Below are 24,629 nucleotides of genomic sequence, written 5' to 3'. Positions count from 1 at the left end.
ATAGCACTTATTATACAATATTCAAAGCCCCACTACCCTTTAATTTCCTACATCTAAGCCTTACATATTTGACAGATAAACGTAATTTTTTCACCATTAATCGTTAAGTTTCGTTAAGAAATGTTGTCGTTCATCGATAATTTATGTATCATTGTACGTTACTAAATCTATTATTGCCTTGGAAAAAACCGTACTTAACTGTGCTATAGTTGACGATTCCAGCCTACAACGTCTTTCTATCGTCAAGCTAATCCAAAACCACCCCTCGCTCAATTTAGTAGCCGAGTATAACAACGCTATTGAAGCAAAGATGGGGCTCTTGGATACACAAATCGACCTGATATTCCTAGATATCGAGATGCCGATCTTGTCGGGATTTGACTTACTAGATGACCTGAGCGTTAAACCACAGATCATTTTTGTCACTGGGAAAACCAAATACGCCTTTAAAGCCTTTGACTACGATGCGGTAGATTATCTGCGCAAACCGATCTCAAAGGAACGCTTCCTAAACGCGGTACACAAGGCCATTACCAATCACAGACTTCACAATGAGGACGGCTTTGATGATGAAGATTTCATCTTCGTGAAAAGCAACCTCAAAAAGCGTAAAGTATTCTTAAATGAGCTGCGTTATATCGAGGCTCTAGGTGATTACGTGAAGTTGGTTACAGAGCACGATTCATTGGTAGTACTGTCTACCATGAAGAACTTCGAGTCGCTTTTACCAGCAGATCGCTTCTTGAGAATTCATAAGTCTTATATAGTAAATCTGGACAAGGTAGAACGTTACAACAGCAAGGTCATTGAGATCGATAACGATCAATTACCGCTGAGTCGTAACAGAAAGACCCAATTGGTCGAGGCGCTTACCGCTTCCATGAAGGCCTAATACGGATCTACATCCACAACAAGTTTAATTCGCGCAAAGGGTTTTTGCGCTTCAAAGTTGCGCACCAGCTGCCCGACCTTTCCCTTGTATGCTTTGATTCCAGCGTGAATGGGCACCTTCAGCAATACATGGCTTAAGTATTCATTCCGAATTCTACCGACAGGCGGGATCTCTGGTCCTAATACCCCGTCATTAAATTGCGCCTCCAAGGCTTTGGCAAACCAGCGCGAACCGTTTTGCATGGTTTCAAAATTTCGGTGTTTGAAAGTAAAGCGGATCAATCTGTTGAATGGCGGATAGCCGTAATGCCTGCGTTGTTCCATCTCGTCCTTAAACATGCCGTCAAAATCATGAGTGGTCACTTGCTGCAAGATCATATGCTCCGGATTGTAGGCCTGAATCAATACTTTGCCACGATCTTTGGTACGTCCTGCCCTACCTGCAACCTGACTGAGCAATTGGAAACTGCGTTCATGAGCCCTAAAGTCTGGAAAGTTCAAAAGCGTGTCTGCCTGCATCACCCCTACTAAGCCCACGGCTCTAAAATCAAGTCCTTTGGCCAACATCTGCGTCCCCACCAACACATCGATCTCCCCTTGCTCAAAGGCGTGAATGAGTTTGGCGTGAGCGTGTTTTCCTTTGGTAGTATCTTGATCCATGCGAGAGATTCGCGCTTCTGGCAACAATTCCTGCAATTCATTCTGAATCTGTTCTGTACCAAACCCTTTGGGATCTAATGACATGCTGCCACAAGCACCACAATGTTTGGTAATGGGAGTGGCGTATCCGCAGTAATGGCAGCGCAATTGCCCTTTGGCCTTATGGAAGGTTAGACTCACGTCACAATTTGGACACTGTGGAGCACTACCGCAGGTCATACATTCCATAATGGGTGCAAAGCCTCTGCGATTCTTAAAAAGAATCACCTGCTTGTCTTCTGATAGCGTTTCTTTAATTGCTTCCAGTAAAGTGTCTGAAAAATGCCCACGCATGCGCTTCTTGCGGTTTTTATCCCTGAGGTCTACCAATTGAGTGTCTGGCAGCAAAACCTTCCCAAATCGCTCCTTAAGGCTTACTAAGCCGTATTTTCCTGTACTTGCGTTGTGAAATGATTCCAAAGCGGGTGTTGCAGATCCTAAAAGAACTTTAGCCTGAGTGAGCGCTCCGAGCACTATAGCGCTGTCTCTACCGTGGTAACGCGGCGCCGGGCTGTACTGCTTAAAAGAGTGTTCGTGTTCTTCATCTACAATGATGAGACCCAAGTCTTGGAATGGTAAAAAGACCGTTGACCGCGCTCCAATGACCAATTGCGCCTTAGCATCCTGACGCAAAACCTGATTCCAGACCTCTACCCTTTCATGCACGCTGTATCGGGAATGATAGACCGCCACACGATCTCCAAAGTAATATTGTAAACGACTGATGAGTTGCGTGGTCAAAGCAATCTCTGGCAACATATAAAGCACTTGTTTGCCGGCGTCGAGCATCTCCTCAATCAATTTGACGTAAACTTCTGTCTTTCCACTAGAGGTTACGCCGTGAAAAAGACAGACCGACTTTTCAGCAAACTCAGCTCGAATCTGCTCTAAAGCCTTTTGCTGCGCCTCTGACAGCCCTTTTGAAGCTGCCGTTTCTTGTTCCCACAGCGCCTTACGGTCGGTTTGTTTCTTTTCTTGAAGCACAATGCCTTTATCTATCAACGCTTTTAAAGGCGCTGTCCCACCAGAAACTGCAGACAATAGATCTTGTCGTTTCACTGCTCCCGACTGACGTGCACTGAGCATAAAGAGTTGCATGAGCACCTCCTTTTGTTTGGGAGCGCGTTGCATTTCATCCAATAAGGCGGTCAAAGCGGCTTCTTCTTGAAACTCTGGCGCCAACTGAAGATAAGACACCATCTTTGGGATATATTGCTCGTAAAGCGTCTCTACTAAGGCCACCCGGTTCTTATCGATCAAAGCTTGAATAACACCAAGGACCTGCTTTTTCTCCAAGAGATTCCGAACATCATTGAGGTGTAGTTGTTGTCTGTTCTCTAAAGCTTCAAGTATTAATTCTTCCTGAGCAGAGAGTGTAACTTCTGTGTAAGGGCGCTCCGTTTGTAGTCGAATAATAGTCTCACTTTCTAATAGAAAAGCTCCGGGTAAAGCAGCCCGCATGACCTCTCCCATGCTGCAGAGGTAATAGTCTGCGATCCACTGCCAATGTTTGAGCTGGGTTTGGGTTACCAAAGGATGCTCGTCTAGGATCTGATCGATCTCCTTGGTCTCGTACATCTGCGGCGGCGTTTGATGCACCCGATATACAATCCCAGTATAGATCTTGGACTTCCCGAAAGGAACTGCCACACGGTGCCCGGGCTTAAGAAAATGAGCCTCATGGACATTTACCGCATAGGTAAATGCCTGCTTGATGGGAATGGGCAGTATGACGTCAATAAAGTACATGAAAACAAAAAAGGCTGTCGCGTTAACGACAGCCTAAAAGTACGTAATAATGCGAGGACAATTAGTTGCCCAACATTCCTTTTTTAAGTTTTTTATCTGCTGGAGCTTTCCCCAACCAAATTCCAAAAAGGGCCTTTTTGAATTCCATTCCAGGAATCACTCCCAATTCGTTTCCGTTCTTGTAGCAAACTACGCCACGCCCGGTTTGGTAGGTGATGTCAAAAACATCCTTCTCCACGATCTCATCGCTGAAAAAACCGATGAATTTTTTGATTTCACTATCCAATGAAGAAGTATCTCCTCGCATAGAAGCGTCAAAACCGTCGTTCACTGCTTCACTCATTGCATCACTGGATACAAAGCTTGAAGTGATCACCAATTTCATGGCCATATTTTGATCTGCATTGATAATGCTCTTAGCGTCTTTCGACTTTGATTCTAGATACAATCCTCCAGAATACAGTTCGAGTACAAAAGCCTTCTTTCTGATTCCTCCTCCGTTGAGTACCAAATCAGAACCTCCCACTTTCATAGTGTTTGGAAGCATCACGTCTCCTACTTCTGTCATTCCTCCGTTCTGCGCGAACCCAAAATTCATAGAGAGTACAGCGATCATTAATACCAAAACTCGTTTCATAAGTCAATAAAATATTTAAGTAATTATTAGTGTTTGTTTTTCAAAGCTCGCAAACTCGCATTGAGTTCAAAGCCCAGTAATAGTAAGTTAGAATTTAACCAAATATACAGCATCATTATTAAAAGGGCTCCAATGGAACCATAAAGCTCGTTGTAATTGGAGAAATTATCAATATAAACTCCAAAGAGGTAGGTAGTTAACATGAATAAAAGCGTCGTTACCAGTGCTCCAATGGAAAAGAATCTGGACTGACGTCCGTCCTTTACACCAAAATAGTACAACACAGCGACAACCATATAGACCAAGAGCACAAAGACAAAATAGCGCACCGCGGTTATCCAAACTACTTCATCGCTAATGTAGTCCTCTTGCTTAAGCATACTGATCAAATATTCACTGTACACCGCTACCACTACCGTAAAAAGCAACAACAATGCCAAAAAGATAGAAACGAGCAAGGCCACCCAATACTGCCTGAAAAAATTGCGGTTAATATTCACATGAAAGGAGTACTCAAACCCGCTAAATATGGAGTTTACCCCGTTGGCCATTACCAGTAAGGTCAGTATAAAAACAAAGGACAATAATCCCCCACGGGGGTTGGCAGCGATATCCTCAATAACAGGAAAAAAGAAATCAAAGGTCTGCGACGGCATCAAATCGCCAATAAAATCCAGAAAACGATCTTGGAAATTCTCAATAGGCACGTAAGGAATTAAATTCAGTACAAAAAGTAGGAAGGGAAAGATCGCCATAAAAAAACTAAAGGAAATGGCTCCGGCCCTGCTGGAAAAGGTTCCTTTGACAATACCAATAGCGTAGGTCTTAAATAAATCATACAAGGACAAGCCTTCAAAACCAGGCAGTAAAATCTTATCACAAAGGCGTATAGCCCCGCTAACTACCGGTGTGTTTTGCAAGCGCTCTTCTATGTTCATATAGCTTTTAAACTCAGGTCTAAATTGTGAACCGAATGGGTCAAAGCGCCACTACTGATATAATCAACGCCACATTCTGCATAGGCTCTAACCGTTTCTAGTGTGATTCCGCCCGACGATTCCGTGAGGCACTTATCGCCAATTACAGCTACAGCCTTTCGGGTATCTTCATAGTTAAAGTTATCGATTAAGATTCGATAAACACCCTCGTGCTCTAGAATTTGCGCAATCTCATCCAAAGAACGCGCTTCCACAATGATCTTGAGATCCAAACGATTTTCTTTCAAATACTGCTTGGTCACTTCAATGGCTTTAGCGATTCCGCCACAAAAGTCGATGTGATTGTCCTTGAGCATGATCATATCGTAAAGCGCAAAACGGTGGTTCTCTCCGCCTCCTATCTTAACCGCCCATTTTTCTAAAGCGCGGATTCCAGGTGTAGTTTTCCGAGTATCGAGGATCTTGGTCCCTGTACCTTCTAAGAGTTTTACATACTCATTGGTCTTGGTGGCAATAGCGCTCATGCGCTGCATGGCGTTAAGTACCAAGCGTTCTGCCTTTAAAATAGACTGAGAGTTCCCAATGACATAAAAGGCCTCATCGCCGTATTTTACAGGTGTTCCGTCCGTGATACGAACGTCGATCTCTAGACCTGGGTCTACAAATTCAAAGACCTTTTTGGCAAATTCAACGCCGGCAAGGATCCCTTCGTCTTTAACCAATAAACGCGCCTTTCCCGTGGCATCATAAGGAATACAAGCCAAGGAACTGTGATCGCCATCCCCTACATCTTCACGAATGGCATTGGCGATTATCAGATCAATTTCTTTGTCAAAGTCTTTTTTGGAGATCATCTAATGAAGTGTTTTGGCTAAATTACTAAAACACCTGCATTCTTAAAGCGACGCTCTTGCTTTTATTGCTTCACCAAGCGCTTTACCACTGTTGTTCCAGAATTGGAGTCCTTTATTTGTAACAGATAAATACCTGGAGCCAAATTACCGACAAACCAGCGACCTTGTTGCTCATAGATCAAGTTATCAACCTTTTGTCCCAGCATATTATAGGCTTTTAAGTTGTATGGCTGATCGGTCCCTGCAATGGTCAGCCAGTCCTGAGCCGGATTCGGGACCAGTTCTAAGGTCAAAGTGGTTTGAACGGGATCCTCAACACTTAAAACCAGATCAGCATCCACCCTATTTGCCAATAAACGCAGATAAGCCGCTTGATAATAGATGGCCGGCTCTGTGATCTCCCATGCTCTGTTGGCGCCTTCATTAAAGTCTAAAAAGCTCTTCTGGGCGGGCTGTCCAAAGGGCGGTGAAAGTGTAGTCACAGAAAAGTTTTGATTGGGCCCTCCGGTGAGAAAACCAGGTGCCGGGCCAAATTCTGAAGTTTGTGCATTGTCATATGGAGTACCGGGAGCGAACCAAGCGTGGTAGATCTCGTTAACTGATTTGGCTGCTCCCAGGCTCCCCACATTAGAGAGGTAGACCACATTCTGCGGATTCACTCCGTGGAAATAATTAATAGCGGATTCTATGTATGCGTTAAAATTTTCATTGTTGGATGGATCAATGTCGTACTTAATGACTAATTGATTCAAGCTGCCATAATTGGCTTTGGGATTGTTACTACCCCAGTGATAGCTCCAGCTTGGAATGTTGGCCAAATAAAGATCAGCATCAGAAAAACCGTAATAACCGTTGAAGTTATTGGTGACGTCTAAAGTAAAGGCATCTGTGATTGCTGCGGAGGTAGTCGCATCATTGCCAGGCAGCTGGGTATAGCGCAATAAAGCATCGTTAAGGTGAATCGCATATGGCCCCCAAAAGGTCGTAGCCACAGGTTCTACGGTATTGATGTTGGCAATGATATAATCGTTATAACTGCTGTCCCCTGTGGCTTCAAAGAGGTAAATAGCTGCGCTCATAAAATCGCTCAATTGCTCCTCTACTCCTCGATCCGCATCTCCAGCAACGATGCTACCATCATCACATTCAGTCTCCAAGGCATTGGCGTCTACCATAACTTTAGCATAATCAAAAGCACTAACAGCGCGCTCTAAGAGCAGATCGGCATAAGATCCGTAGCCCGGCTCTCCAGCATAGACTGAACTGGCATGCGCAAAAACAGAAGCTACCGTTATGCTTGCCGAGCTACAGATCGGACCGTAAAAACGAGGATCTGTGTTCGCGCTGGGTGGCGAACTCACATTCTCGCTATAATTACGGCTGCCCATCTTAATATGTGTAGTCCCATCAGGATTGTTCATCTTCAAGAGCCAATCCAATTCCCATTTGATCTCGTCCAAGAGGTCAGGCAGTCCATTTCCTGATTCTGGAATGTTCCAATCATCAGAAAAAGCTTGTGGATTCTCCCGATAAGCCCACAACATATTGTGTAAGGTGGTCAAAGTAAAGGTGGTGTATTTATTGTAATCGCCTGCATCAAACCATCCGCCGCTCAAGTCTTTTTCTAAACTGGCGTTGGATTGATCATAGATATAACGTGCATTGTAATCCTGAAGTGGGTTTTCAAAGTTCATCCCATCTGCCCAATCTCCGGCATAGGTCTCCTCCTTTTCAAAATTGCAACGGTTGTAAAAGAACATGCGTCCTGTGGTTTTCAACAAATCGTTATACACGGCATCGTCAATTTTGAAATCATCACTGCGCGCTCCTGTTGTTGGGTCATAGAGATAATAGGTTCCTGGTGCAGTCACAGAACTAAAGTCAAACCACCACCCGCGATCTCCAGATTGATCGTGGACTGCTCCTCCATTCCAAACTGCAGGACTGGCTTCATAAACCACAGCGTCCGTTGCTGATTTACGCACTTGAAGTGTTGTTCCAGGAGTGTAGGCCTCCCCTGCATTGTAACCGCTGACAGGATCTGAGATCACCGCGATCTTTTGGGCATTGGTGGGATAACCAAATTGATCTACGTGTATAAACGAACTTACAGATTGGGCAAAACTGTGGCTAACAATAAAAATGATTAGAAATGGGAGTTGTAGGATTTTCATGGGCGAATTTTTCTTTTCAAGTTAAGCGTGAAATTTATAAATACAAGCTTCAACTACTTGAAAATCTGTATAGTTGTAAAGATTTGAGGTTGAACCATCATTCATTTAGGGATTCTTACCTTTGTGAGATGCAGATCACACTTTTAGCCGTTGGCAAGACCGACAGTAAAGAAATTGAGCAACTCACAGAAATTTACACCAAACGGGTGTCTCGATATGTGAGATTTGAGCTCAAGATCATCCCCGATCTAAAAAAACGCGCAAAACTCTCCTTTGATCAGCAAAAGAAACTAGAAGCCGATCTGATCCTTGCGCAGCTCAATACCAGTGATTTTGTGGTCTTGTTAGATGAGAATGGAAAACAATACAACTCGGTTGATTTTTCCCAGTTTCTGCAACAACGCATGAACTCTGGCATTAAGAATTTAGTTTTTATTATTGGTGGGCCTTATGGTTTTGACCAAGCACTTTACTCGAGAGCCAACAGCAAGTTGTCGCTCTCCAAAATGACCTTTTCCCACCAAATGGTTAGACTATTTTTTGCCGAACAGCTCTACCGCGGCTTCAGTATTTTAAACAATGAACCCTATCACCATCAATAATGACCGAATTTGTTTTTGCTACTCACAACGCAGGAAAACTCAAGGAACTGCAAGCCATGGTACCTCCCAGCATTAAGCTTTTGAGCTTGGATGACATTGGCTGTCATGAAGAGATTCCCGAAACCGAAACCACCTTTAAAGGCAATGCACTTCTCAAGGCACAGCACGTTCAAAAACACTACGGTTTGCCTTGCTTTGCTGATGACAGCGGTTTGGAAGTAACGGCCTTAGACGGGGCTCCTGGAGTCTATACGGCACGCTATGCGGGTGTTGGTTGTACGTCTGATGATAATATGGACAAACTCTTAGCAGCCTTAGAAAACCAGAGCGATCGTTCCGCACGTTTTGTTTGTGTAATTGCGCTATTGCAAGGTAATGAAGCTGTTTATTTTGAGGGCTTCTGCCCTGGTGAGATCCTTTCAGAGCGCCAAGGCACGGACGGTTTTGGCTACGATCCCATCTTTAAGCCCAACGGCTTTGACCGCTCTTTTGCACAAATGACTATGGCAGAGAAAAGTGCCATCAGCCACAGAGGAAAAGCAGTAGCCCAATTGGTGGCTTTTTTAAAGAATTCCCAATAAACAAGCTGGAAACAAAAAACTTAGCGTACTTTTTTCAAAGGCAACCAAATTTTAAAACTTACAATTCAAAGTATAAAATTTGGTTGGGCTTCAAGAACCACTTCGTTAGTCCGCTAACTTTTTTATTTCTTCAAAAAAGCTTGGAAACAAAAAACTTAGCGTACTTTCGCGCCAGAAAAGTCCTCGGGTTGAGGAAATGTGTTGCACGAAGCTAAATGGGTTTACTTGTCGCGTGCTTCGACCAACACGCAAATACAAGTAACTATGAGTGCATTTGAAGCATTAGGACTGTCTGCGCCTTTATTGCAGGCCACGGCCGACATGGGTTTTGAAAAACCTACAGAAGTTCAGGCCAAAGCCATCCCTTTATTATTAGAATCAGAGACCGACTTGGTTGCCCTAGCGCAAACCGGAACGGGAAAAACTGCTGCCTTTGGTTTTCCTTTGATCCAGAAGATCAACGTAAAAAGTAGAAATACGCAAGGACTTATTATTGCTCCTACGCGTGAGCTCTGTTTGCAGATCACTCACGAACTACGCTCCTATTCACAGCACGTAAAAGGTTTACACATCGTAGCCGTATACGGCGGTGCGAGTGTACAAGGACAAGCTAAAGACTTAAAGAACGGTGCCCAGATCATTGTAGCGACTCCCGGTCGTATGAAAGATCTTATCGGTCGCGGTGTTGCTGTCATTAAAAACGTAGAGTACTGCGTTTTGGATGAGGCCGATGAAATGCTGAACATGGGGTTCTATGAGGACATCAAAGAGATCCTTTCGCACACGCCAAACGACAAGAGCACCTGGCTATTTAGTGCGACCATGCCTAAAGAAGTGGCTGCTATTGCCAAAAAATTCATGCATGATCCTCAAGAGATCACAGTAGGAAACAAAAACAGTGGCGCCCAACGCGTGGACCACGAATACTACTTGATCAGCGCCAGAGATCGCTATTTGGCCTTGAAGCGCTTGGCAGATGCCAATCCAAACATCTTCTCGGTGGTCTTTTGCCGTACCAAACGCGATACCCAAAAGGTTGCTGAAATGCTCATTGAGGACGGATACAACGCTGCCGCACTTCACGGAGATCTGAGCCAGAATCAGCGTGACTTGGTGATGAAATCGTTCCGTACCAATCAAATTCAGATGCTTGTGGCCACTGATGTTGCTGCGCGTGGAATTGATGTCGACGATATTACACACGTGATCAACTACCAATTGCCGGATGAGATTGAAACCTACACCCACAGAAGCGGTCGTACCGGGCGTGCAGGAAAATCTGGGATCTCCATGGTTTTAGTTTCTAAAAGTGAGATTCGTAAGATCAAGGCCATTGAAAAGATCATCCAAAAGGAATTCAAGGCTAAATCACTGCCAACGGGTATGGAGATCTGTGAGATCCAACTCTTGCATTTAGCAGAGAAGATCGAGCAAACCGATGTCAATGCGGAGATTGAACCTTACGTTCCTGCCATTATGGAATCCTTGGGTGCCTTTGATCAAGAAACCTTGATCAAGAAGATCTTTAGCGTGGAATTCAGCAGGTTCTTCAACTACTATAAAAACGCCAAGGAACTCAATGTGCCTGAAGTAGGCAATGTATCTGCAGGTGGAAACAGCACGCGTTTCTTCATTAATGTTGGGGCGAAAGATGACTTTAGTTGGATGACCCTCAAAGACTTCTTAAAAGACATTTTACAGATCAAAGACGATGGGCTTTTCAAAGTGGATGTGAAAGGAAGTTTCTCCTTCTTCAATGTTGAAGAACCGCATGTAAAGCGCGTTTTGGAAACTTTTGAAGACTTTACTTTAGACGGCAGACGAATCGTAGTTGAGGCCACCACAGAGAAACGCCGTAAAGGTGGCGGCAAGCGTTTCAAAGATTCAGGCTCCAAAGGAAAACAGCCAAGAACACGTAAGTCTGATAAACGCCGAGGCGGTAAATTCAATGATGACTTTAGCAATAAACGCGGACGTAAAAACAGATCTGGAAACAAGCCGAAAGGCACAGGTGGCAAGCGCAGACGCCGTTAAGAGTCTTAAATTTTTTGTAAATATGTAGTAGTGGTACGCAAATTGCGCACTTAATATGTATTTTTGAAACTAAGAATCTTGCTATGAAGCCTTTCTGGTTCCTTATTGTTGCCCTTCTCTGCTTTTCGGCCACGGCCCAAGAAGAGCAGACACAGACGGTGCAAGGTATTGTTCAAAACGATGCCGATGATAAGGTTTTGGAAAACGTGAATATCGTGAACCTCAATCAGGTGATCGGTACAGTTTCTGAACGAGACGGAAGCTTCGAAATTCCAGCAAAAGTTAACGACACCCTTTATTTTTCTTACCTCGGATTCAAATCCATTCGCGTCCGTGTGACCAATGACCTTTTGAAATTTGGGGAGATCAAAGTAAAGATGACAGAACTTGGAATCGCTTTGGAAGAAGTGGTGATCAGGCCAGTTGAACTCACGGGCTATTTAGAAATTGATGCTAAGATCATTCCTGTATATGACGATTATCGTTATGCCATTGCTGGTCTAGACCGAGGTTATGAAGGAGGTTCACAACAACCTGGAGCCGTAGGAAAAGTGCTCAGTGCCATATTCAATCCTGCAGATTTCCTCTATAACGTCTTTGGTAAAAGGCCCAAACAAATGCGTAAGCTGCGTCAAATGAAGGCCGACGATAATATTCGGAACTTATTGCAGAGTAAATTTGATAGAGAAACCCTGATGGCCGTTTTGCAGTTAGAACGCAACGATCTAGACATGATTCTAAACAACTGCAATTACTCCGATCAGTTCATTAGAACTGCCAATGATCTGCAGATCCTCGATGCCATCTCTGAGTGCTATGAGGAGTACAAAGTCCTCAACAGAGAGTAATTCACCAAATCATTATCTTTAGGCAAATTCAATGCCTATGTTCCTGCGTGTAGCGCTCATTACTTTCAGCCTATTCACCTTATTTTCATGTCAAAAAGAAGCTGTTGATCCTTTACAGGCAGCACTATCTGCTGATGATCCTGCCATAAAAAAGGTCATGAATAATCCAGAAGCACATGAGGTGCAAATAGCCCTTAGTGTAGTTGACTATTCTGCGCCTAGCCTTGCCTTTAAGGAATACGAATTTCAAGTGAATGATTCGGTCTATTTCTATCCGGCCAGTACAGTGAAGTTCCCAATGGCAGTGATTACCCTGGAGCAATTGGATGACAATGGATTTATAAATCTGGACGCGACCATAACAGTTAATGGCGATAGCATCTCGTCTAGTTCACGCAAAGATATTAGAGACATATTTGCAGTCAGCAGTAATGAAGCTTACAACCGACTTTATGAATATCTGGGTAATGATTTTGTTAACGATCGTATGCATGAAGTCGGGCTAAACAACTTCCGCCTAGCCCATCGTTTATCCACTCCCAATGCGGCAGCTTCAATCACCAAAGGACTTATCTTTCAAGGAAGTGGCGAGGACGAACTTTTTGAGGGAGAAGGCTATCAAATGCAACCTCTTCAGCCTTTGAATCTTCAAAAGATCAACAAAGGAGTGGGTTATTATAAAAACGACACTTTGGTGAATGACCCCATGTCTTTCGCTTTAAAGAACTACTACCCCATCAGCAGTATGCACGGAACCATGAAACGCGTGATCTTTCCTGAGTATTTTTCTACCGATGAGCAATTTAATCTCTCTGCGGAGTTGCATCAGTTCTTGATGGAAAGCATGCAACTTTTGCCGCATGAAGCGGGTTACGCAAAACCTGAGTATTACGACAGTTATGTGAAGTTCTTTATGTTTGGAGACAGTGAGGCAGACATGCCTGAGGACATCAGCATCTTGAACAAGGTAGGCTACGCTTATGGCTATTTGACCGACTGCGCTTACATTTTAGACCACACCAATGAGGTTGCCTTTATTTTGACTGCGACCGTTCATGTCAATGAGAACGGCATTTACAATGACAATAACTATCAATACGACGAAACAGGCATTCCTTTTCTAGCGGCTTTAGGCAGACAGATCCATCAGCAACTATTAAAATCAAAACAATAAAAAAGGCTGCTCATGCGAACAGCCTTAATTCATAGCAATTTTATTTTTTGACCACCTAAAACTATTGAGGCATCACAACAGAGTCAATGGCGTGGATCACTCCATTGCTTGCCGCTACGTCTGGGATGATTACCGTAGACTTAGCTCCTGTAGCGTCGGTCAACATTACGTTTCCTCCTTCCAGAGTTAAAGTAATGGTTCCACCTTGTACAGTTTTAACCTCGAACTTTCCATTGTTCTTCTTAATTGCGTCTACCACTGCCGCTGCTTCAAACTTTCCAGCTACTACGTGATAGGTCAATACCGCTGTTAGTGTTCCTTTAGCTTCTGGCTTCAATAATCCTTCAACGGTTCCCGCTGGTAATTTTCCGAATGCGTCATTGGTTGGAGCGAATACCGTGAATGGTCCTTTCCCGCTTAGGGTCTCTACCAATCCAGCTGCTTTTACAGCCGCAACTAGGGTACTAAATGCGTCGTTTCCTGCAGCTACACCTACAATTGTTGGAGGCGTGTCTACAGTTTTAGCTTCGGTTACATTTTCTACTTCTGCAGAAGCAACCTCAGCAGTGTTGTTTTGTGTGTTTTGCGCACAAGCCGAAACAAACATTCCAGCAAGTACAAACGTGGCAATCTTTTTCATGAGTCTTAATTTTTGTAGTTTTTGTTTATAAACCAACATAAAAATTAACGGTTTTTGAATTCGCTTTATCTGATTTTTGACCAGTCCGGATCTCAAGGTCGACTCAGTTTTTTAGCTTCTTTCTCAACAAGTCTGTTTTCTTAGTTTGATTTAACTGTTGCTAAATTACTCCCTTCACAATGTAAAAGTATTAATATTTTGTTTAAATTTTTTTACAAATTGTTAAACAATTTTAAAATACCCTGATTTTCATGAGGTAAAGCCCTCTAACCTGTACTGTCTTAAGGATTTGGTTCTTTAGCGCGGATTAATAAACTTTTAGGCCGATGCATTTGCGCTACTCTAGGCAGAAGCGGTATCTTTAGTCTCTCCTTATAATAGAGTCATTATGGCTGCACAATTTGAAGAACTCCGCGAGGTTCACAAGAATTTTATAGAAGCCCAACCCATATTCTTTGTAGCGACAGCTGCTGCAGAAGGCCGTATCAATCTATCGCCTAAAGGTATGGACAGCATGCGCGTTTTGGACGATAAATCCGTGTTGTGGATGAATCTAACAGGCAGTGGCAATGAAACAGCTGCTCATTTGCTCAAAAGCAACCGGATGACAATCATGTTCAATGCCTTTGAAGATCCACCGCTTATACTGCGCCTTTATGGTAGTTGTGAAATTTACCATCCCAGAGATGATGAGTTTCAAGAGTATATTAAATTGTTTCCTGAGACTAAAGGAGCCAGACAACTCATCAAGCTTCATATAAAGACCGTTCAAACTTCTTGCGGTTACGGAGTTCCCTATATGGACTTCAAAGCGCATAGAACTCGTTTGGCCGAGTGGGCTCAAGCCAAAACCGATGAGGAGTTGTGGGATTATTGGGAAAAGAAGAACCAAAAAAGTATAGACGGATTTGAAACAGCCATCTTTGCAGAAGAGTAGATTCTGGATAGTAATAATTACGATTAGCCTGGTTTTAACTGCTTGCAACCAATCGCCCACAAAGAAGTTGCGCATTGCTGTTGCTGCCAATGCAGAAGCTTTAGCCCAGAGCTTAGCTGATGAGTTTTCTGCATCGCGTGATGTGGAGATCGATATCATAACGGGTTCATCAGGCAAACTCACCAATCAGATCAGTAATGGTGCTCCTATAGATATCTTTATGGCGGCGGATATGTCCTATCCACGGCATTTATACGACACCGATTGGACCACTGCGGCTCCTATCCCTTACGCCAAAGGTATTTTGGTGGTGCTATCTCAAGACGACTTTTTAAAGTCAGGAATGACCATGGATGGTTTAAAATCCTTGGCTATTCCCAATCCAGAACTCGCTCCTTACGGCCGTGCGGCGAAAGAGCTTTTGGAATATCAAGAGCTTTGGGAAACCGTAAAACCCAATTTGGTTTATGCTGAAAACGCTGTGCAAGCTGCTACCTATGTAGTTTCTGGCGCGGCCGAAGCAGCAATTACGGCAAAATCCAGCGCCTTGCAGGCCCAACAGGAAGCAGAGGTTTTTGTGCTGGATATCAACAAAGTGCATTACAAGCCCATAATTCAAGGAGTTGTGATCATTAAACGGGGAAAGTTGCACCCCTACACGAAAGAATTTGTAGACTTCTTGCTCAGTGAGGCCGTCCAAAAGCGTATTAAACAACACGGTTACGATCTGCCCTAGAATTGAATTAATGCTATCTTTGAGTAGCGTGAATTGGGATCCACTTTTTCTAACCTTTAAATTGGCTTTGGTCACTACCCTCGTATTACTGCTTGTGGGTATACCGCTGGGCTATTGGTTGGCCTATTCAAAATCACGCCTAAAACCCCTTTTGGCGGTTTTGGTAAGCATGCCTTTAGTACTTCCGCCAACGGTAATTGGGTTTTATCTGCTATTAGCCTTTAGTCCCAACAATGCTTTAGGAGCCTGGTTAGAGCAGACTTTTAATCTTCGTTTGGTGTTCAGCTTTACAGGCTTAGTGATTGCCTCTGTGATCTACGGAATTCCATTTATGGTCCATCCTATACAATCGGGCCTGCGCGGACTGCCCTCTGCTTATAAAGAATCTGCTCAATTGATGGGCAGAAACCGATTCTCCATTTTGACCCGTGTGCTTTTACCTAATATGAAACCGGCACTGCTCAGTGGTATTGTGTTGAGTTTTGCGCATACTTTAGGCGAGTTTGGGGTAGTTTTAATGATCGGTGGATCTATTCCAGGAGAGACTCGTGTAGCGTCAATTGCCATTTATGACGAGGTAGAACGCTTAAACTTTGGGCAAGCCCATTTGTTATCGTTAATCCTTTTCGCTGTTGCCTTTATCATTTTGCTTTGGGTTTATACGCGCGGCAGTAAACATTGGAAAGGAGTGTTGAGATGATCGATATTACACTTCAAAAAAGCCTTAATTCTCAAGGAGGTAAAATAACCTTAGACCTCAGCTTGCAAATAGCTGCGGGTAGCTTTAATGCACTATTTGGTCCCTCGGGTGCTGGGAAAACCTCAACCCTAAAGATGATCAGTGGATTGCTAAAGCCTGATACAGGAAGTATCCAAAGTCACGGAGACATTTGGTTCGATTCACAAAAAAAGATCAATCTCGCTCCTGGCAAGCGCAAAATAGCCTATGTCTTTCAAGACGCGGCCTTGTTCCCCAATATGAGCGTGCTTGAGAATATTAAGTATGCAGCTGGAGCAGATCCAGATAAGGCTTATTTAGAAAACCTCATCTCCAGTATGGGGTTGGAGAAACTCGTTAATCACAAACCAGACATGCTCTCCGGAGGACAGGCTAAACGCGCAGCTCTGGCTCGCGCTTTAGCACAAAAGCCAGAACTTTTGCTCTTAGACGAACCCTTCTCTGCCTTAGATCAATCGGCTAAAATAAAATTACAGCAACACCTAAGTCGCTTGCACCAAGACTATGGCTTTACGGTGATCTTGGTGAGTCATGATCATGCAGAGGTTATGCAATTGGCACAAAATGCCTTTGTTATTGAAGATGGTAAGTTGCTTCGATCTGGAACTCCGGCTGAAGTCTTCGGTTTAGAAAGCGCATCTGACGAGATCACTGTGATGGCGCAGATCATTGATCACGACACAGAATCCATAACCGTAATGCACCAAGGGCGAACCTATCGTTTGACTTGGGAGGCATCTCACCAACCAACTATTGGCAGCTGGATCAACATCCGCCTAAAAACCTCTAACGCGCAAATAAACGCACTCAATAAACTATGAGAACACTACTCTTAATTGACATACAACAAGGATTTGATGATATTGCCTATTGGGGCGGAAACAGAAACAACCCAGACGCAGAAACTAAGGCTGGGGAACTTCTAGCGTTATTTCGCGAAAGAGATTGGCCTGTCTATCATATTCAGCATTGTTCCACAAATTCGGAGTCACCCCTACGCCCTGATTTTAAAGGTAACGCCATTCAAGAAGTCGTTAAACCTATCGGATCAGAACCGGTATACACCAAAACGGTCAACAGTGCTTTTATAGGAACGCCTTTAGAAGAAGTCTTGAATGCCAATGCCCAAAAACAAGTAGTTATGGCAGGGCTCACCACAGATCACTGCGTCTCAACCAGTGTTCGCATGGCAGCAAATTTAGGCTTTGAGGTTACTCTTATTGAGGATGCCACAGCGACTTTTGACAAGACCGATCGCAACGGCAAACACTATGACGCACAACTGTTGCATGAAACTGCCCTTGCTAGTTTAGATGGAGAATTTGCCCAAATACAGACCCTAGACCAATTTAAAAGCACTTTAGCGTAATGATGCAACTCTTAGCGACCGCAAGCTTAAAGACCAAATACGGAACCTTTACAGAAACGCTCTTTTACGATGGGCAAAAGGAGGTCATCACCCTGCATATGGGAGACCTTAATGATGCGGAGCAGGTTTACTGCCGTTTGCATTCCAGTTGTATCTACGGACACTATTTCAACTCCCTAGAATGCGATTGTCAAGAGCAGATGGATAGCGCTATGGCTCAGATCGCTGAGGCAGGAAAAGGCATTGTGGTGCTCTTGGATCAAGAAGGCAAAGGCAATGGTCACCTGGCCCTAATGAAAAGTAAGGCCTTTAAGGCAAAGGGCATGAAACAAGGCGCTGCATATGTAGCGGCGGGTTATCAAGAAGAAGCTCGAGACTTTAAACCAGCAGCCAAGGCGCTCTTGCATTTTAAAATGCAATCTGTGGCCTTAGACAGTGAGAACAAACATAAAAGAGCAGCCTTATTAGAAGAAGGCCTATTGCTCGTGTAAAATCGCACTCTAACAATGAAGAACAAAGACAGACGTGTTGGCTTTATGACCTACTATTTCATGGTAGGTGGGCTCATTGGTTTACTGGTGAGTTTTTTAAGGCTGAGACATCCAGGAGATGACAGTTGGTTCTGGTTCACCTTGATCACACAAACGGTATTGTTCAGTCTTTTCTTTTATGTGGGTTATTTATTTCTGAATAAGGAGAATCAACGAGCATCAGAACTGGGCATCGTGATACAATTGCTTCAGCTAGTTACATTCGCTGCCTGGGGTTGGAGCTACTATTTTGCCGGTGGAATTGGACTGGCCTTCACTTATGGCTTAGAAACTCAAAGCGTAGAACTCATTGCGGGAGTCTCAGAATTTGAATTAGAGCTGATTCCCAAACGCACACCCAAGCAATTCGGCCTTAATGTATTTGCACTTATAATTCTCACTATCTTGTTACGTATTAGAAAAACTTACCGATGAAGTACTATTTCCTTTTAGCCTGTTTAACGCTGATAAGCACCCAGAGTTTTGCTCAAGAATCTACCGATGAGCGTATTGATGAAATTGTTGCCATTGTCTGCAGTAAGATGGATTACCTAAGCACAGCGGAAGACTACACGGAGTTTAACGTGATGTTTGAAGAGGTCGCCGGACCGGAGATCATGAAACTGCCGTTTAAAGAACGAGATGAAGCGGTGAGTAAAGTGTTCTATCGCATGCAAACCCAATGTGGAGAAATAAACGAGTTATTGATCAAATTAGAACCCGATGATGATTGGGCTACCTCAGACGAGAAAATTCCTTCTAAAGCTAGCCGTAGAGACCTCAAAGACTTTAAAGGACAGGAATCCTTCTATTACGCAGAAAAAGACTATACGGTAAATGTCATAGTTAAGGATGGTTATTGGAGCGATCAATTCCCAGACGGGACCGCTACACGGCTAAAAATGGAATGGCTCTCCAAAGACACCTTTGTGTTGATCTTTGAATCCAGCACTAATGAAGTCCGCGATCAGCTCAGCAACCCAGGGGATCGTTATTACTACCAAGTGATCGAGAAGAAAGAAGATGCCTATACCCTACAATCGTGGATTGACAGTCAGGACTTCTTTTATATCTCAGACATAAACTTCAAATAGCTTAGGCAATGAAACGATTCCTTCTGCTGTTATTACTCTTGTTCAGTGGCTCTTTGATGGCCCAAGATCTGGATCGTTTTGAAAAACAGACCTTTGTTGGACGTGATGGGGAACTCCCCTATCGAATCTTACTGCCCAAGCATTACAATCCCGATATCGCTTATCCTTTAGTCATGTTTTTACACGGTTCGGGAGAGCGCGGCAGTGACAACAGTGCGCAGCTAAAGCATGGTGGTGCATTATTTGCTTCGGATGCGATCCGTGAAGACTATCCAGCAATCGTTGTATTTCCGCAATGCCCCTTAGATGGTTATTGGGCCAATATGGAATATTCACAAACTCCAGATGGTGTAACCATTACCTACCCCAGAGGCAATACTCAGAAAATGGAACAAGACCTCTTGGAAGGCCTGCTCAAAGATTTACAAAAGAACTATTCCGTAGATAAAAACAGAATCTATATTGGAGGTCTATCCATGGGGGCTATGGGAACCTTTGAACTCGTTAGACGCAATCCAAGAACCTTTGCCGCTGCTTTTGCTATCTGTGGTGGCGCCAATCCTGCTATTGCTGGTAAGCTGGATCGTCAACCCTGGTGGATCTTTCATGGAGATGCCGATCAAGTGGTACCCATTAAATATTCGCAGCAGATGGTAGACGCTCTAAAACGCATTGATGCTGATGTGCAGTTCACTGTTTATCCTGATGTTGGGCACGACAGTTGGACGGCCACCTTTGCTAACCCTGAGCTACTCTCTTGGCTCTTTGCGCAATCTAAAGAATGATCTATGGCTGTAATTAAAACGGAAAGACTTGAACTGAATCCAGTGCAGCCCAGTGATGCAGAATTCATCTATGCCCTACAGAACAGTCCCAAATGGCTCAAATACATCGGGGACCGAAACATCAACAATGTGGATAAAGCCCGCAACTATATCCAAGAGAAAATGGAAGTTCATTTTAAAGAGCACGGTTATGGAAACTACGCCGTGTTTGAAAAACACTCCAAAAAGCCGGTAGGAACCTGTGGGTTGTTCAACCGACCAGGCTTGGACGTAGTTGATATCGGTTTTGCACTCCTACCCGAGTTTGAAGGAAACGGTTATGGATCAGAAGCTGCCTTTGCGCTTTTGGATTATGCAAAAAACGACCTACGTCTGCAAAAGGTGTCTGCTATAGTTTTGCCAGACAACAAGACTTCCGTGAATTTAATTCAGCGTTTAGGCTTGAGTTTTGTCAAAAAGGTTCAATTACCCAATGACGAAGCTTGGCTTGATTATTATGAAATTGTCCTCAACGAGTAGGAATTTCTAAGGCCGAGTTGTTCTATGCTAAACAGACAACATGCGCAGCGCCAACTACTTCGCCATCTTTTTTGCCGTATTTACTTTGATCGGTTGTTCTTCAGACAACAATGATGATACGCCAGATAATAACAATAATTCCGGAGGACAACAACAGGAGCCTCCCAAGACGGCTATTGCAGATTCTGCTTTTGAACAAGCTCTAGTTCTGCTGAATTTTGACGACGAAGTAGACGGATTTGTTCTTACAGCCAATATAGAGAACGTGACCAGTTTGGTGCTTAACGATCAAGGAATTAGCGATCTGAGCGGGATCCAAGATTTTGTCAATTTGGAGAACCTTTGGGTCAACGACAATCAACTGGAGAGTTTACCTATTTCTACAAATGGCAAACTCAAATTCATTTTTGCCGATTTTAATCAGGTCACCGCGCTTAACGTTTCTGCTTTGGCCGATCTGGAAAAGATCAGTCTTATTGACAATGCCTTAGAGAGTATCAACATCAGCAACAATGCAGCCCTGCAGCAATTAGTAGTTCCGGGCAATCAGTTGGAGAGTTTAGATGTTTCTGCGAATACTTCTTTGACGGTTCTAGATGTGGTAAATAATCCACTGACCTGCGTACAGGTTTCTAGCGCGCAACAGGCAGATATTCCGGCAGATTGGGTCATTGATACTGATGACAGTTACAACACCAACTGCAATTAAGCAGTAAGACTTCGCTTACATATATAATTTAGTTCGGTGATTTAGCGTTTTAATAACGCTATGAAGACTGCGATAAAATTCCTTACGCATCTAACCATCATTGCAATACTGACCGCGCTCACACAAGTGGGCGGACTCCTTTATGGATTGGTATTGCTGTTTTACCGACCTCAACAGCGCAAGACCATCAAACGTGCAGCTGTATTTATCATTGGTTACCTCGTACTAAACCTTTGGGGCATTCCGCAATTAGCGTCTTATTTTGGGCGGGTAGAATTGCCTCAGAATGAGAAGATCCAAGCCCACAATTATGGCTACAGACTGCTTAATCGGCATTATGTCACTCCAGAACTCAGGGCGCAATTGGAAGAACTCGCTGCGCAAATGCAACAGCAAGAGCCCGATCTGGTCCTGGTCTATTTAGACGCAAACTTTCCGTTTATTGACGGGTTTCCGCTGTTTCCACATCTGAGTCATAATGACGGCAAGAAGATCGATCTGAGCTTTGTGTATCGCGATGAATTTGGCAAACTGACCAACGATAAACCTTCTCGGAGCGGTTATGGGGTCTTTGAGTCGCCTAAATTGGGAGAGTTCAATCAAACCGAAGTCTGTCTTAATTCTGGTAACAAACAATACGACAAAACAGCTTGGCTCACTTTGGGCGTTCCCAATAAGGATTTGGCCTTTGACGCCAAACTCAATACGCGCTTATTGCAAAACCTCAGTGCTAATGGCGCTACACATAAAATATTTGTTGAGCCGCATTTAAAACACCGCTTGGGAATTGGTTCAAACAAGGTGCGTTTTCAAGGTTGTCATGCGGTACGGCATGATGATCACATCCATTGGCAGATCAAATAAGCCTCCGTGGGTATTTTGTGAATAGCGCATTTCCAATTATCTTAGAGTTTCGTTTCTAAAACCAATCCCTACGGGATACACACGCACTTTTCTATGAAGAAATCCTCGGTTCTGCTCATGGCTTGTGGCCTGAGCCTAATTGCTCTTAACAGCTGTAAAGACGCTTCAGAAGACATCAAAAATGACAATACTGCAACTAAGGAAGTATTCCTCGAAGGAAAAGAGGAATACCTCGACTCTCCTTTTGTCACTGCCGGCGACCGCGTTTATATGGTGGGCCATCAGGACGGAAGCTTTCCAGAGTTGGGCTGGCACATTACCGGTGAGATGGGCGGAGTTTGGAATCATCCCATCAAACTCTTGGATGGGTTTGGTTTAAGCATTGAAACTGGGCGAGATATAATTATGCTCCAAAAGGCTGATAAGTTCACCAACTATCCTTGGGGGAATTCTCATGACTATGGTTCCATAGCTAATACGGACCTCCAAGTTAATCGCACACAGTTCGCTCCAGACGGTAAGCAAGGCATTGTAGTTTGGTACACCTTTACCAATACAAGTGCTGAAGACAAATCCTTTGGATTGAATCTGCATCTCTATTCTGACTTAATGCCTACCTGGTTAGGAGAACGCACCGATATGAAAGATGGTCAAGACCAAGCCAGCATGAATAAAGATGGACATATTTATTTCAGTGATAGTGAAATGGAATACCATTGTATTGTCAGCACTAATTTAACTGCCGAAATGCGTGATGCAGAAAACAATAACAATTTCACTACCATGGAATCGCCCTACAACGGAAATGGCTTGGCAGCAACGCAAAGTTTTAGAATGAATATTCCTGCTGGAGAATCAAGGGACTTTCAATTCGTCATTAGTGGTAGTTATGAATCTAGAGCGATTAGCTATTCAGAAAATAAAGACATTCGTGACAACTGGCCTGCCCTGCTTGAAGCAAAGAAAGCCCGTATGGCAGCTTTAGCCAATCAAAGCAAACTCACCATTCCAGATAAAAAGATTGAAGAGGCCTTTGAGTGGCTTAAATACAATTCAGATTGGGTGATCCGTGATGTGCCGCATGTGGGTCGTGGGATCACCGCTGGTATCCCTGATTATCCGTGGTGGTTTGGCGTGGACAGTGAATACGCCTTAAAAGGCTATATGACCATTGGACAAACTGAGATTGTGGAATCTACGATCGCTTTGTTGGATTCTGTATCTGAGGCCGTCAATGGCAACGGAAGGATCATTCACGAAATGTCAACAAATGGTGCCGTATTCAACCCAGGGAACATTAACGAGACGCCCCAGTTCGCTTCCTTGATTTGGGAAGTCTTTAAATGGAATGGAGATAAAGCCTTTTTAGAACGCTACTTCCCAACTGTAGAAAAAGGATTGGCTTGGCTGATGGATTCTCAAGACGTGGATGGCAACTTATTCCCAGATGGCTTCGGGATGATGGAGATCCACGGCATGGACAGTGAAATGATAGACGTCGCTGCTTACACCCAGCGTGCCTTTGCAGATGCCGCTGCAATGGCTGAAGTTCTCGGCAAGGCCGAATTGGCTCAGCAATACCAAGCCACAGCAGATCAAATGGCAGTAAAGATCAATGAAGAGTTTTGGTCTGAGGAGTTCAATTCCTTTGCGGACTTCATAGGAACAGACCAGCAGGCCTTACACCTTATTGAAGATGCTATTGTACGCGCAGACACCTTAGACAAACCTTGGGCTGTAGAAGAGCTTAAAGCGACTCGAGCGCAGATCAAAGCGAATCCTTCTGCGACACCAAGACCCTTTGTATTGCATCACAACTGGGTGGTGAATACACCTATGGAAATGAAGATTGCAGATCCTGAAAAGGCCATGAAAGCCTTAGATACGGGCGCTAATTATGCCAATCCTTTTGGGATGTTCGTCACCGGAATTGACCGAGACGAATCCGCAGGAAGTGATGACGGATCCTTTAAAGGGCCAGAGATCTTTTCCTATACGGGAGCAGTAATGACTTTGCCTACAGCGGTACAAATTGTTGGAGAAAATAATTATGGTAGACCGGATAAAGCCTTGAATTATTTGCAGAAGATGACCCGTAGTTTTAGTTATGCCTTGCCGGGCTCTATGTATGAGGTCTCGCCTGATTACGGAATGATTGTACAAGCATGGAACATTTACGGCTACGGTGTGCCTCTAGTACAGCAATTCTTTGGAATTCAGCCGATGGCGCATAAAAAGACGGTATACATTCGCCCGCAAATGCCAAGCGAGTGGAACATTGCCAGTTTGGAGAATGTGAAGGTTGCTGATAATATCATCTCCATTTACTTTGACGAAACCGAGAACGGTCAAAAGCAGATCCGTGTAAATCAAACCGCGGACGATTGGGAGATTGTCTTAGAGCTTCCTATGGTTCAAGAACTCACTTACAGTTTCAATGAAGGCGTTGCCAATGAAGCTGAAGGCGATATAGAAGCGTTTAGCACTCGTGGAAAGAATTTAGAACTCAATATCAATAAGCGCTAA

Annotated in this window: 25 protein-coding genes; 19 read left to right on the top strand and 6 right to left on the bottom strand. The window is 43.9% G+C overall.

The annotated features are described in order from the left end of the window. Positions 1-178: 178 nt before the first annotated feature. Positions 179-892, top strand: a complete 714-nt coding sequence (locus POW22_RS09055; protein ID WP_087525565.1) for a LytR/AlgR family response regulator transcription factor — start codon at positions 179-181, stop codon at positions 890-892. On the opposite strand, the gene priA is transcribed toward POW22_RS09055, so the two are convergent. The 5 genes from priA to POW22_RS09030 all read right to left on the bottom strand — a co-directional run bounded on the left by priA (position 889) and on the right by POW22_RS09030 (position 7,942). Next, the gene (gene priA / locus POW22_RS09050) at positions 889-3,339 is read right to left on the bottom strand and encodes a replication restart helicase PriA (RefSeq protein ID WP_272832336.1); all 2,451 of its coding nucleotides are present in this window, start codon (positions 3,337-3,339) and stop codon (positions 889-891) included. The genes POW22_RS09055 and priA overlap by 4 nt on opposite strands. A 61-nt stretch (positions 3,340-3,400) precedes the next feature. After that, positions 3,401-3,976 (bottom strand): chalcone isomerase family protein, encoded by a 576-nt coding sequence (locus POW22_RS09045; protein ID WP_272832335.1) that lies wholly within the window; start codon positions 3,974-3,976, stop codon positions 3,401-3,403. Between the two features lie 26 nt (positions 3,977-4,002). Continuing rightward, positions 4,003-4,914 carry a YihY/virulence factor BrkB family protein gene (locus tag POW22_RS09040; RefSeq protein ID WP_272832334.1) on the bottom strand — a complete coding sequence of 304 codons (912 nt, stop codon included), beginning with the start codon at positions 4,912-4,914 and terminating at the stop codon, positions 4,003-4,005. Beyond that, entirely contained in the window at positions 4,911-5,768 is an 858-nt protein-coding gene (nadC, locus tag POW22_RS09035; RefSeq protein WP_272832333.1) for a carboxylating nicotinate-nucleotide diphosphorylase, read from the bottom strand. Before nadC ends, POW22_RS09040 begins: the two co-directional genes overlap by 4 nt. Positions 5,769-5,830: 62 nt before the next feature. Then, a complete protein-coding gene (locus POW22_RS09030) occupies positions 5,831-7,942 on the bottom strand; it encodes a glycoside hydrolase family 9 protein (RefSeq protein ID WP_272832332.1) in 2,112 nt (703 codons plus the stop codon). 128 nt (positions 7,943-8,070) lie between these two features. On the opposite strand from POW22_RS09030, the gene rlmH reads away from it, so the two are divergent. The 5 genes from rlmH to POW22_RS09005 all read left to right on the top strand — a co-directional run bounded on the left by rlmH (position 8,071) and on the right by POW22_RS09005 (position 13,181). Continuing rightward, positions 8,071-8,544, top strand: a complete 474-nt coding sequence (rlmH, locus tag POW22_RS09025; RefSeq protein WP_272832331.1) for a 23S rRNA (pseudouridine(1915)-N(3))-methyltransferase RlmH — start codon at positions 8,071-8,073, stop codon at positions 8,542-8,544. Next, positions 8,544-9,125, top strand: coding sequence for an RdgB/HAM1 family non-canonical purine NTP pyrophosphatase (rdgB, locus tag POW22_RS09020; protein ID WP_272832330.1), 582 nt, complete (start codon positions 8,544-8,546; stop codon positions 9,123-9,125). Before rlmH ends, rdgB begins: the two co-directional genes overlap by 1 nt. A 264-nt stretch (positions 9,126-9,389) precedes the next feature. Beyond that, positions 9,390-11,159: a DEAD/DEAH box helicase gene (locus POW22_RS09015; RefSeq protein ID WP_272832329.1), complete on the top strand. Its 1,770-nt coding sequence runs from the start codon at positions 9,390-9,392 to the stop codon at positions 11,157-11,159. A gap of 83 nt (positions 11,160-11,242) precedes the next feature. Further along, positions 11,243-12,007 carry a carboxypeptidase-like regulatory domain-containing protein gene (locus POW22_RS09010; RefSeq protein ID WP_272832328.1) on the top strand — a complete coding sequence of 255 codons (765 nt, stop codon included), beginning with the start codon at positions 11,243-11,245 and terminating at the stop codon, positions 12,005-12,007. Between the two features lie 37 nt (positions 12,008-12,044). Next, on the top strand, positions 12,045-13,181 hold the full coding sequence (locus POW22_RS09005) for a serine hydrolase (protein WP_272832327.1): 1,137 nt from the start codon (positions 12,045-12,047) through the stop codon (positions 13,179-13,181). A gap of 61 nt (positions 13,182-13,242) precedes the next feature. On the opposite strand, the gene POW22_RS09000 is transcribed toward POW22_RS09005, so the two are convergent. Further along, on the bottom strand, positions 13,243-13,821 hold the full coding sequence (locus POW22_RS09000; protein WP_272832326.1) for a fasciclin domain-containing protein: 579 nt from the start codon (positions 13,819-13,821) through the stop codon (positions 13,243-13,245). 388 nt (positions 13,822-14,209) lie between these two features. Here POW22_RS09000 and POW22_RS08995 point away from each other — a divergent pair, with 388 nt between their 5' ends. The 13 genes from POW22_RS08995 (at position 14,210) to POW22_RS08935 (ending at position 24,629) form a co-directional block, all read left to right on the top strand. Further along, positions 14,210-14,758 (top strand): pyridoxamine 5'-phosphate oxidase family protein, encoded by a 549-nt coding sequence (locus POW22_RS08995; RefSeq protein WP_272832325.1) that lies wholly within the window; start codon positions 14,210-14,212, stop codon positions 14,756-14,758. A gap of 67 nt (positions 14,759-14,825) precedes the next feature. After that, positions 14,826-15,494, top strand: a complete 669-nt coding sequence (gene modA, locus POW22_RS08990; protein ID WP_272832324.1) for a molybdate ABC transporter substrate-binding protein — start codon at positions 14,826-14,828, stop codon at positions 15,492-15,494. A 10-nt stretch (positions 15,495-15,504) separates the two neighbouring features. Continuing rightward, on the top strand, positions 15,505-16,194 hold the full coding sequence (gene modB / locus POW22_RS08985) for a molybdate ABC transporter permease subunit (RefSeq protein ID WP_272832323.1): 690 nt from the start codon (positions 15,505-15,507) through the stop codon (positions 16,192-16,194). After that, positions 16,191-17,054, top strand: a complete 864-nt coding sequence (locus tag POW22_RS08980; protein WP_272832322.1) for an ATP-binding cassette domain-containing protein — start codon at positions 16,191-16,193, stop codon at positions 17,052-17,054. The genes modB and POW22_RS08980 overlap by 4 nt, the downstream gene beginning before the upstream one ends. Then, the gene (locus tag POW22_RS08975; RefSeq protein WP_272832321.1) at positions 17,051-17,602 is read left to right on the top strand and encodes a cysteine hydrolase family protein; all 552 of its coding nucleotides are present in this window, start codon (positions 17,051-17,053) and stop codon (positions 17,600-17,602) included. The genes POW22_RS08980 and POW22_RS08975 overlap by 4 nt, the downstream gene beginning before the upstream one ends. Next, positions 17,602-18,093 carry a GTP cyclohydrolase II gene (locus POW22_RS08970; protein WP_272832320.1) on the top strand — a complete coding sequence of 164 codons (492 nt, stop codon included), beginning with the start codon at positions 17,602-17,604 and terminating at the stop codon, positions 18,091-18,093. The genes POW22_RS08975 and POW22_RS08970 overlap by 1 nt, the downstream gene beginning before the upstream one ends. Before the next feature lie 15 nt (positions 18,094-18,108). Then, a complete protein-coding gene (locus POW22_RS08965) occupies positions 18,109-18,567 on the top strand; it encodes a hypothetical protein (protein WP_272832319.1) in 459 nt (152 codons plus the stop codon). Further along, positions 18,564-19,226 carry a hypothetical protein gene (locus POW22_RS08960; protein WP_272832318.1) on the top strand — a complete coding sequence of 221 codons (663 nt, stop codon included), beginning with the start codon at positions 18,564-18,566 and terminating at the stop codon, positions 19,224-19,226. The genes POW22_RS08965 and POW22_RS08960 overlap by 4 nt, the downstream gene beginning before the upstream one ends. 8 nt (positions 19,227-19,234) lie before the next feature. Further along, positions 19,235-20,011 (top strand): carboxylesterase family protein, encoded by a 777-nt coding sequence (locus POW22_RS08955; protein WP_272832317.1) that lies wholly within the window; start codon positions 19,235-19,237, stop codon positions 20,009-20,011. A gap of 3 nt (positions 20,012-20,014) precedes the next feature. Continuing rightward, positions 20,015-20,530: a GNAT family N-acetyltransferase gene (locus POW22_RS08950; protein ID WP_272832316.1), complete on the top strand. Its 516-nt coding sequence runs from the start codon at positions 20,015-20,017 to the stop codon at positions 20,528-20,530. 40 nt (positions 20,531-20,570) lie between these two features. After that, positions 20,571-21,239, top strand: a complete 669-nt coding sequence (locus POW22_RS08945) for a leucine-rich repeat domain-containing protein (RefSeq protein ID WP_272832315.1) — start codon at positions 20,571-20,573, stop codon at positions 21,237-21,239. Positions 21,240-21,299: 60 nt separating this feature from the next. Then, entirely contained in the window at positions 21,300-22,103 is an 804-nt protein-coding gene (locus POW22_RS08940) for a hypothetical protein (protein ID WP_272832314.1), read from the top strand. A gap of 93 nt (positions 22,104-22,196) precedes the next feature. Continuing rightward, a complete protein-coding gene (locus POW22_RS08935) occupies positions 22,197-24,629 on the top strand; it encodes an alpha-L-rhamnosidase-related protein (protein ID WP_272832313.1) in 2,433 nt (810 codons plus the stop codon).

Origin of the sequence: Gilvibacter sediminis, assembly GCF_028561565.1 — a bacterium.
GTDB classification, from domain to species: Bacteria; Bacteroidota; Bacteroidia; order Flavobacteriales; family Flavobacteriaceae; genus Gilvibacter; species Gilvibacter sediminis.
This window is presented reverse-complemented; position numbering and strand designations above follow the sequence as displayed.

What these genes read in the sequence shown, in the direction of transcription:
- POW22_RS09005 (WP_272832327.1), top strand. Translation starts at nt 12,045, where the DNA reads ATGTTCCTGCGTGTAGCGCTCATTACTTTCAGCCTATTCACCTTATTT.
- priA (WP_272832336.1), bottom strand. Translation starts at nt 3,339, where the DNA reads ATGTACTTTATTGACGTCATACTGCCCATTCCCATCAAGCAGGCATTT.
- rlmH (WP_272832331.1), top strand. Translation starts at nt 8,071, where the DNA reads ATGCAGATCACACTTTTAGCCGTTGGCAAGACCGACAGTAAAGAAATT.
- POW22_RS09010 (WP_272832328.1), top strand. Translation starts at nt 11,243, where the DNA reads ATGAAGCCTTTCTGGTTCCTTATTGTTGCCCTTCTCTGCTTTTCGGCC.
- POW22_RS08960 (WP_272832318.1), top strand. Translation starts at nt 18,564, where the DNA reads ATGAAGTACTATTTCCTTTTAGCCTGTTTAACGCTGATAAGCACCCAG.
- nadC (WP_272832333.1), bottom strand. Translation starts at nt 5,768, where the DNA reads ATGATCTCCAAAAAAGACTTTGACAAAGAAATTGATCTGATAATCGCC.
- POW22_RS08970 (WP_272832320.1), top strand. Translation starts at nt 17,602, where the DNA reads ATGATGCAACTCTTAGCGACCGCAAGCTTAAAGACCAAATACGGAACC.
- POW22_RS09000 (WP_272832326.1), bottom strand. Translation starts at nt 13,821, where the DNA reads ATGAAAAAGATTGCCACGTTTGTACTTGCTGGAATGTTTGTTTCGGCT.
- POW22_RS08955 (WP_272832317.1), top strand. Translation starts at nt 19,235, where the DNA reads ATGAAACGATTCCTTCTGCTGTTATTACTCTTGTTCAGTGGCTCTTTG.
- POW22_RS08995 (WP_272832325.1), top strand. Translation starts at nt 14,210, where the DNA reads ATGGCTGCACAATTTGAAGAACTCCGCGAGGTTCACAAGAATTTTATA.
- POW22_RS08975 (WP_272832321.1), top strand. Translation starts at nt 17,051, where the DNA reads ATGAGAACACTACTCTTAATTGACATACAACAAGGATTTGATGATATT.
- modB (WP_272832323.1), top strand. Translation starts at nt 15,505, where the DNA reads ATGCTATCTTTGAGTAGCGTGAATTGGGATCCACTTTTTCTAACCTTT.
- POW22_RS09030 (WP_272832332.1), bottom strand. Translation starts at nt 7,942, where the DNA reads ATGAAAATCCTACAACTCCCATTTCTAATCATTTTTATTGTTAGCCAC.
- POW22_RS09040 (WP_272832334.1), bottom strand. Translation starts at nt 4,914, where the DNA reads ATGAACATAGAAGAGCGCTTGCAAAACACACCGGTAGTTAGCGGGGCT.
- POW22_RS09045 (WP_272832335.1), bottom strand. Translation starts at nt 3,976, where the DNA reads ATGAAACGAGTTTTGGTATTAATGATCGCTGTACTCTCTATGAATTTT.
- POW22_RS09015 (WP_272832329.1), top strand. Translation starts at nt 9,390, where the DNA reads ATGAGTGCATTTGAAGCATTAGGACTGTCTGCGCCTTTATTGCAGGCC.
- POW22_RS08935 (WP_272832313.1), top strand. Translation starts at nt 22,197, where the DNA reads ATGAAGAAATCCTCGGTTCTGCTCATGGCTTGTGGCCTGAGCCTAATT.
- POW22_RS08945 (WP_272832315.1), top strand. Translation starts at nt 20,571, where the DNA reads ATGCGCAGCGCCAACTACTTCGCCATCTTTTTTGCCGTATTTACTTTG.
- rdgB (WP_272832330.1), top strand. Translation starts at nt 8,544, where the DNA reads ATGACCGAATTTGTTTTTGCTACTCACAACGCAGGAAAACTCAAGGAA.
- POW22_RS08950 (WP_272832316.1), top strand. Translation starts at nt 20,015, where the DNA reads ATGGCTGTAATTAAAACGGAAAGACTTGAACTGAATCCAGTGCAGCCC.
- POW22_RS08965 (WP_272832319.1), top strand. Translation starts at nt 18,109, where the DNA reads ATGAAGAACAAAGACAGACGTGTTGGCTTTATGACCTACTATTTCATG.
- POW22_RS08940 (WP_272832314.1), top strand. Translation starts at nt 21,300, where the DNA reads ATGAAGACTGCGATAAAATTCCTTACGCATCTAACCATCATTGCAATA.
- POW22_RS08980 (WP_272832322.1), top strand. Translation starts at nt 16,191, where the DNA reads ATGATCGATATTACACTTCAAAAAAGCCTTAATTCTCAAGGAGGTAAA.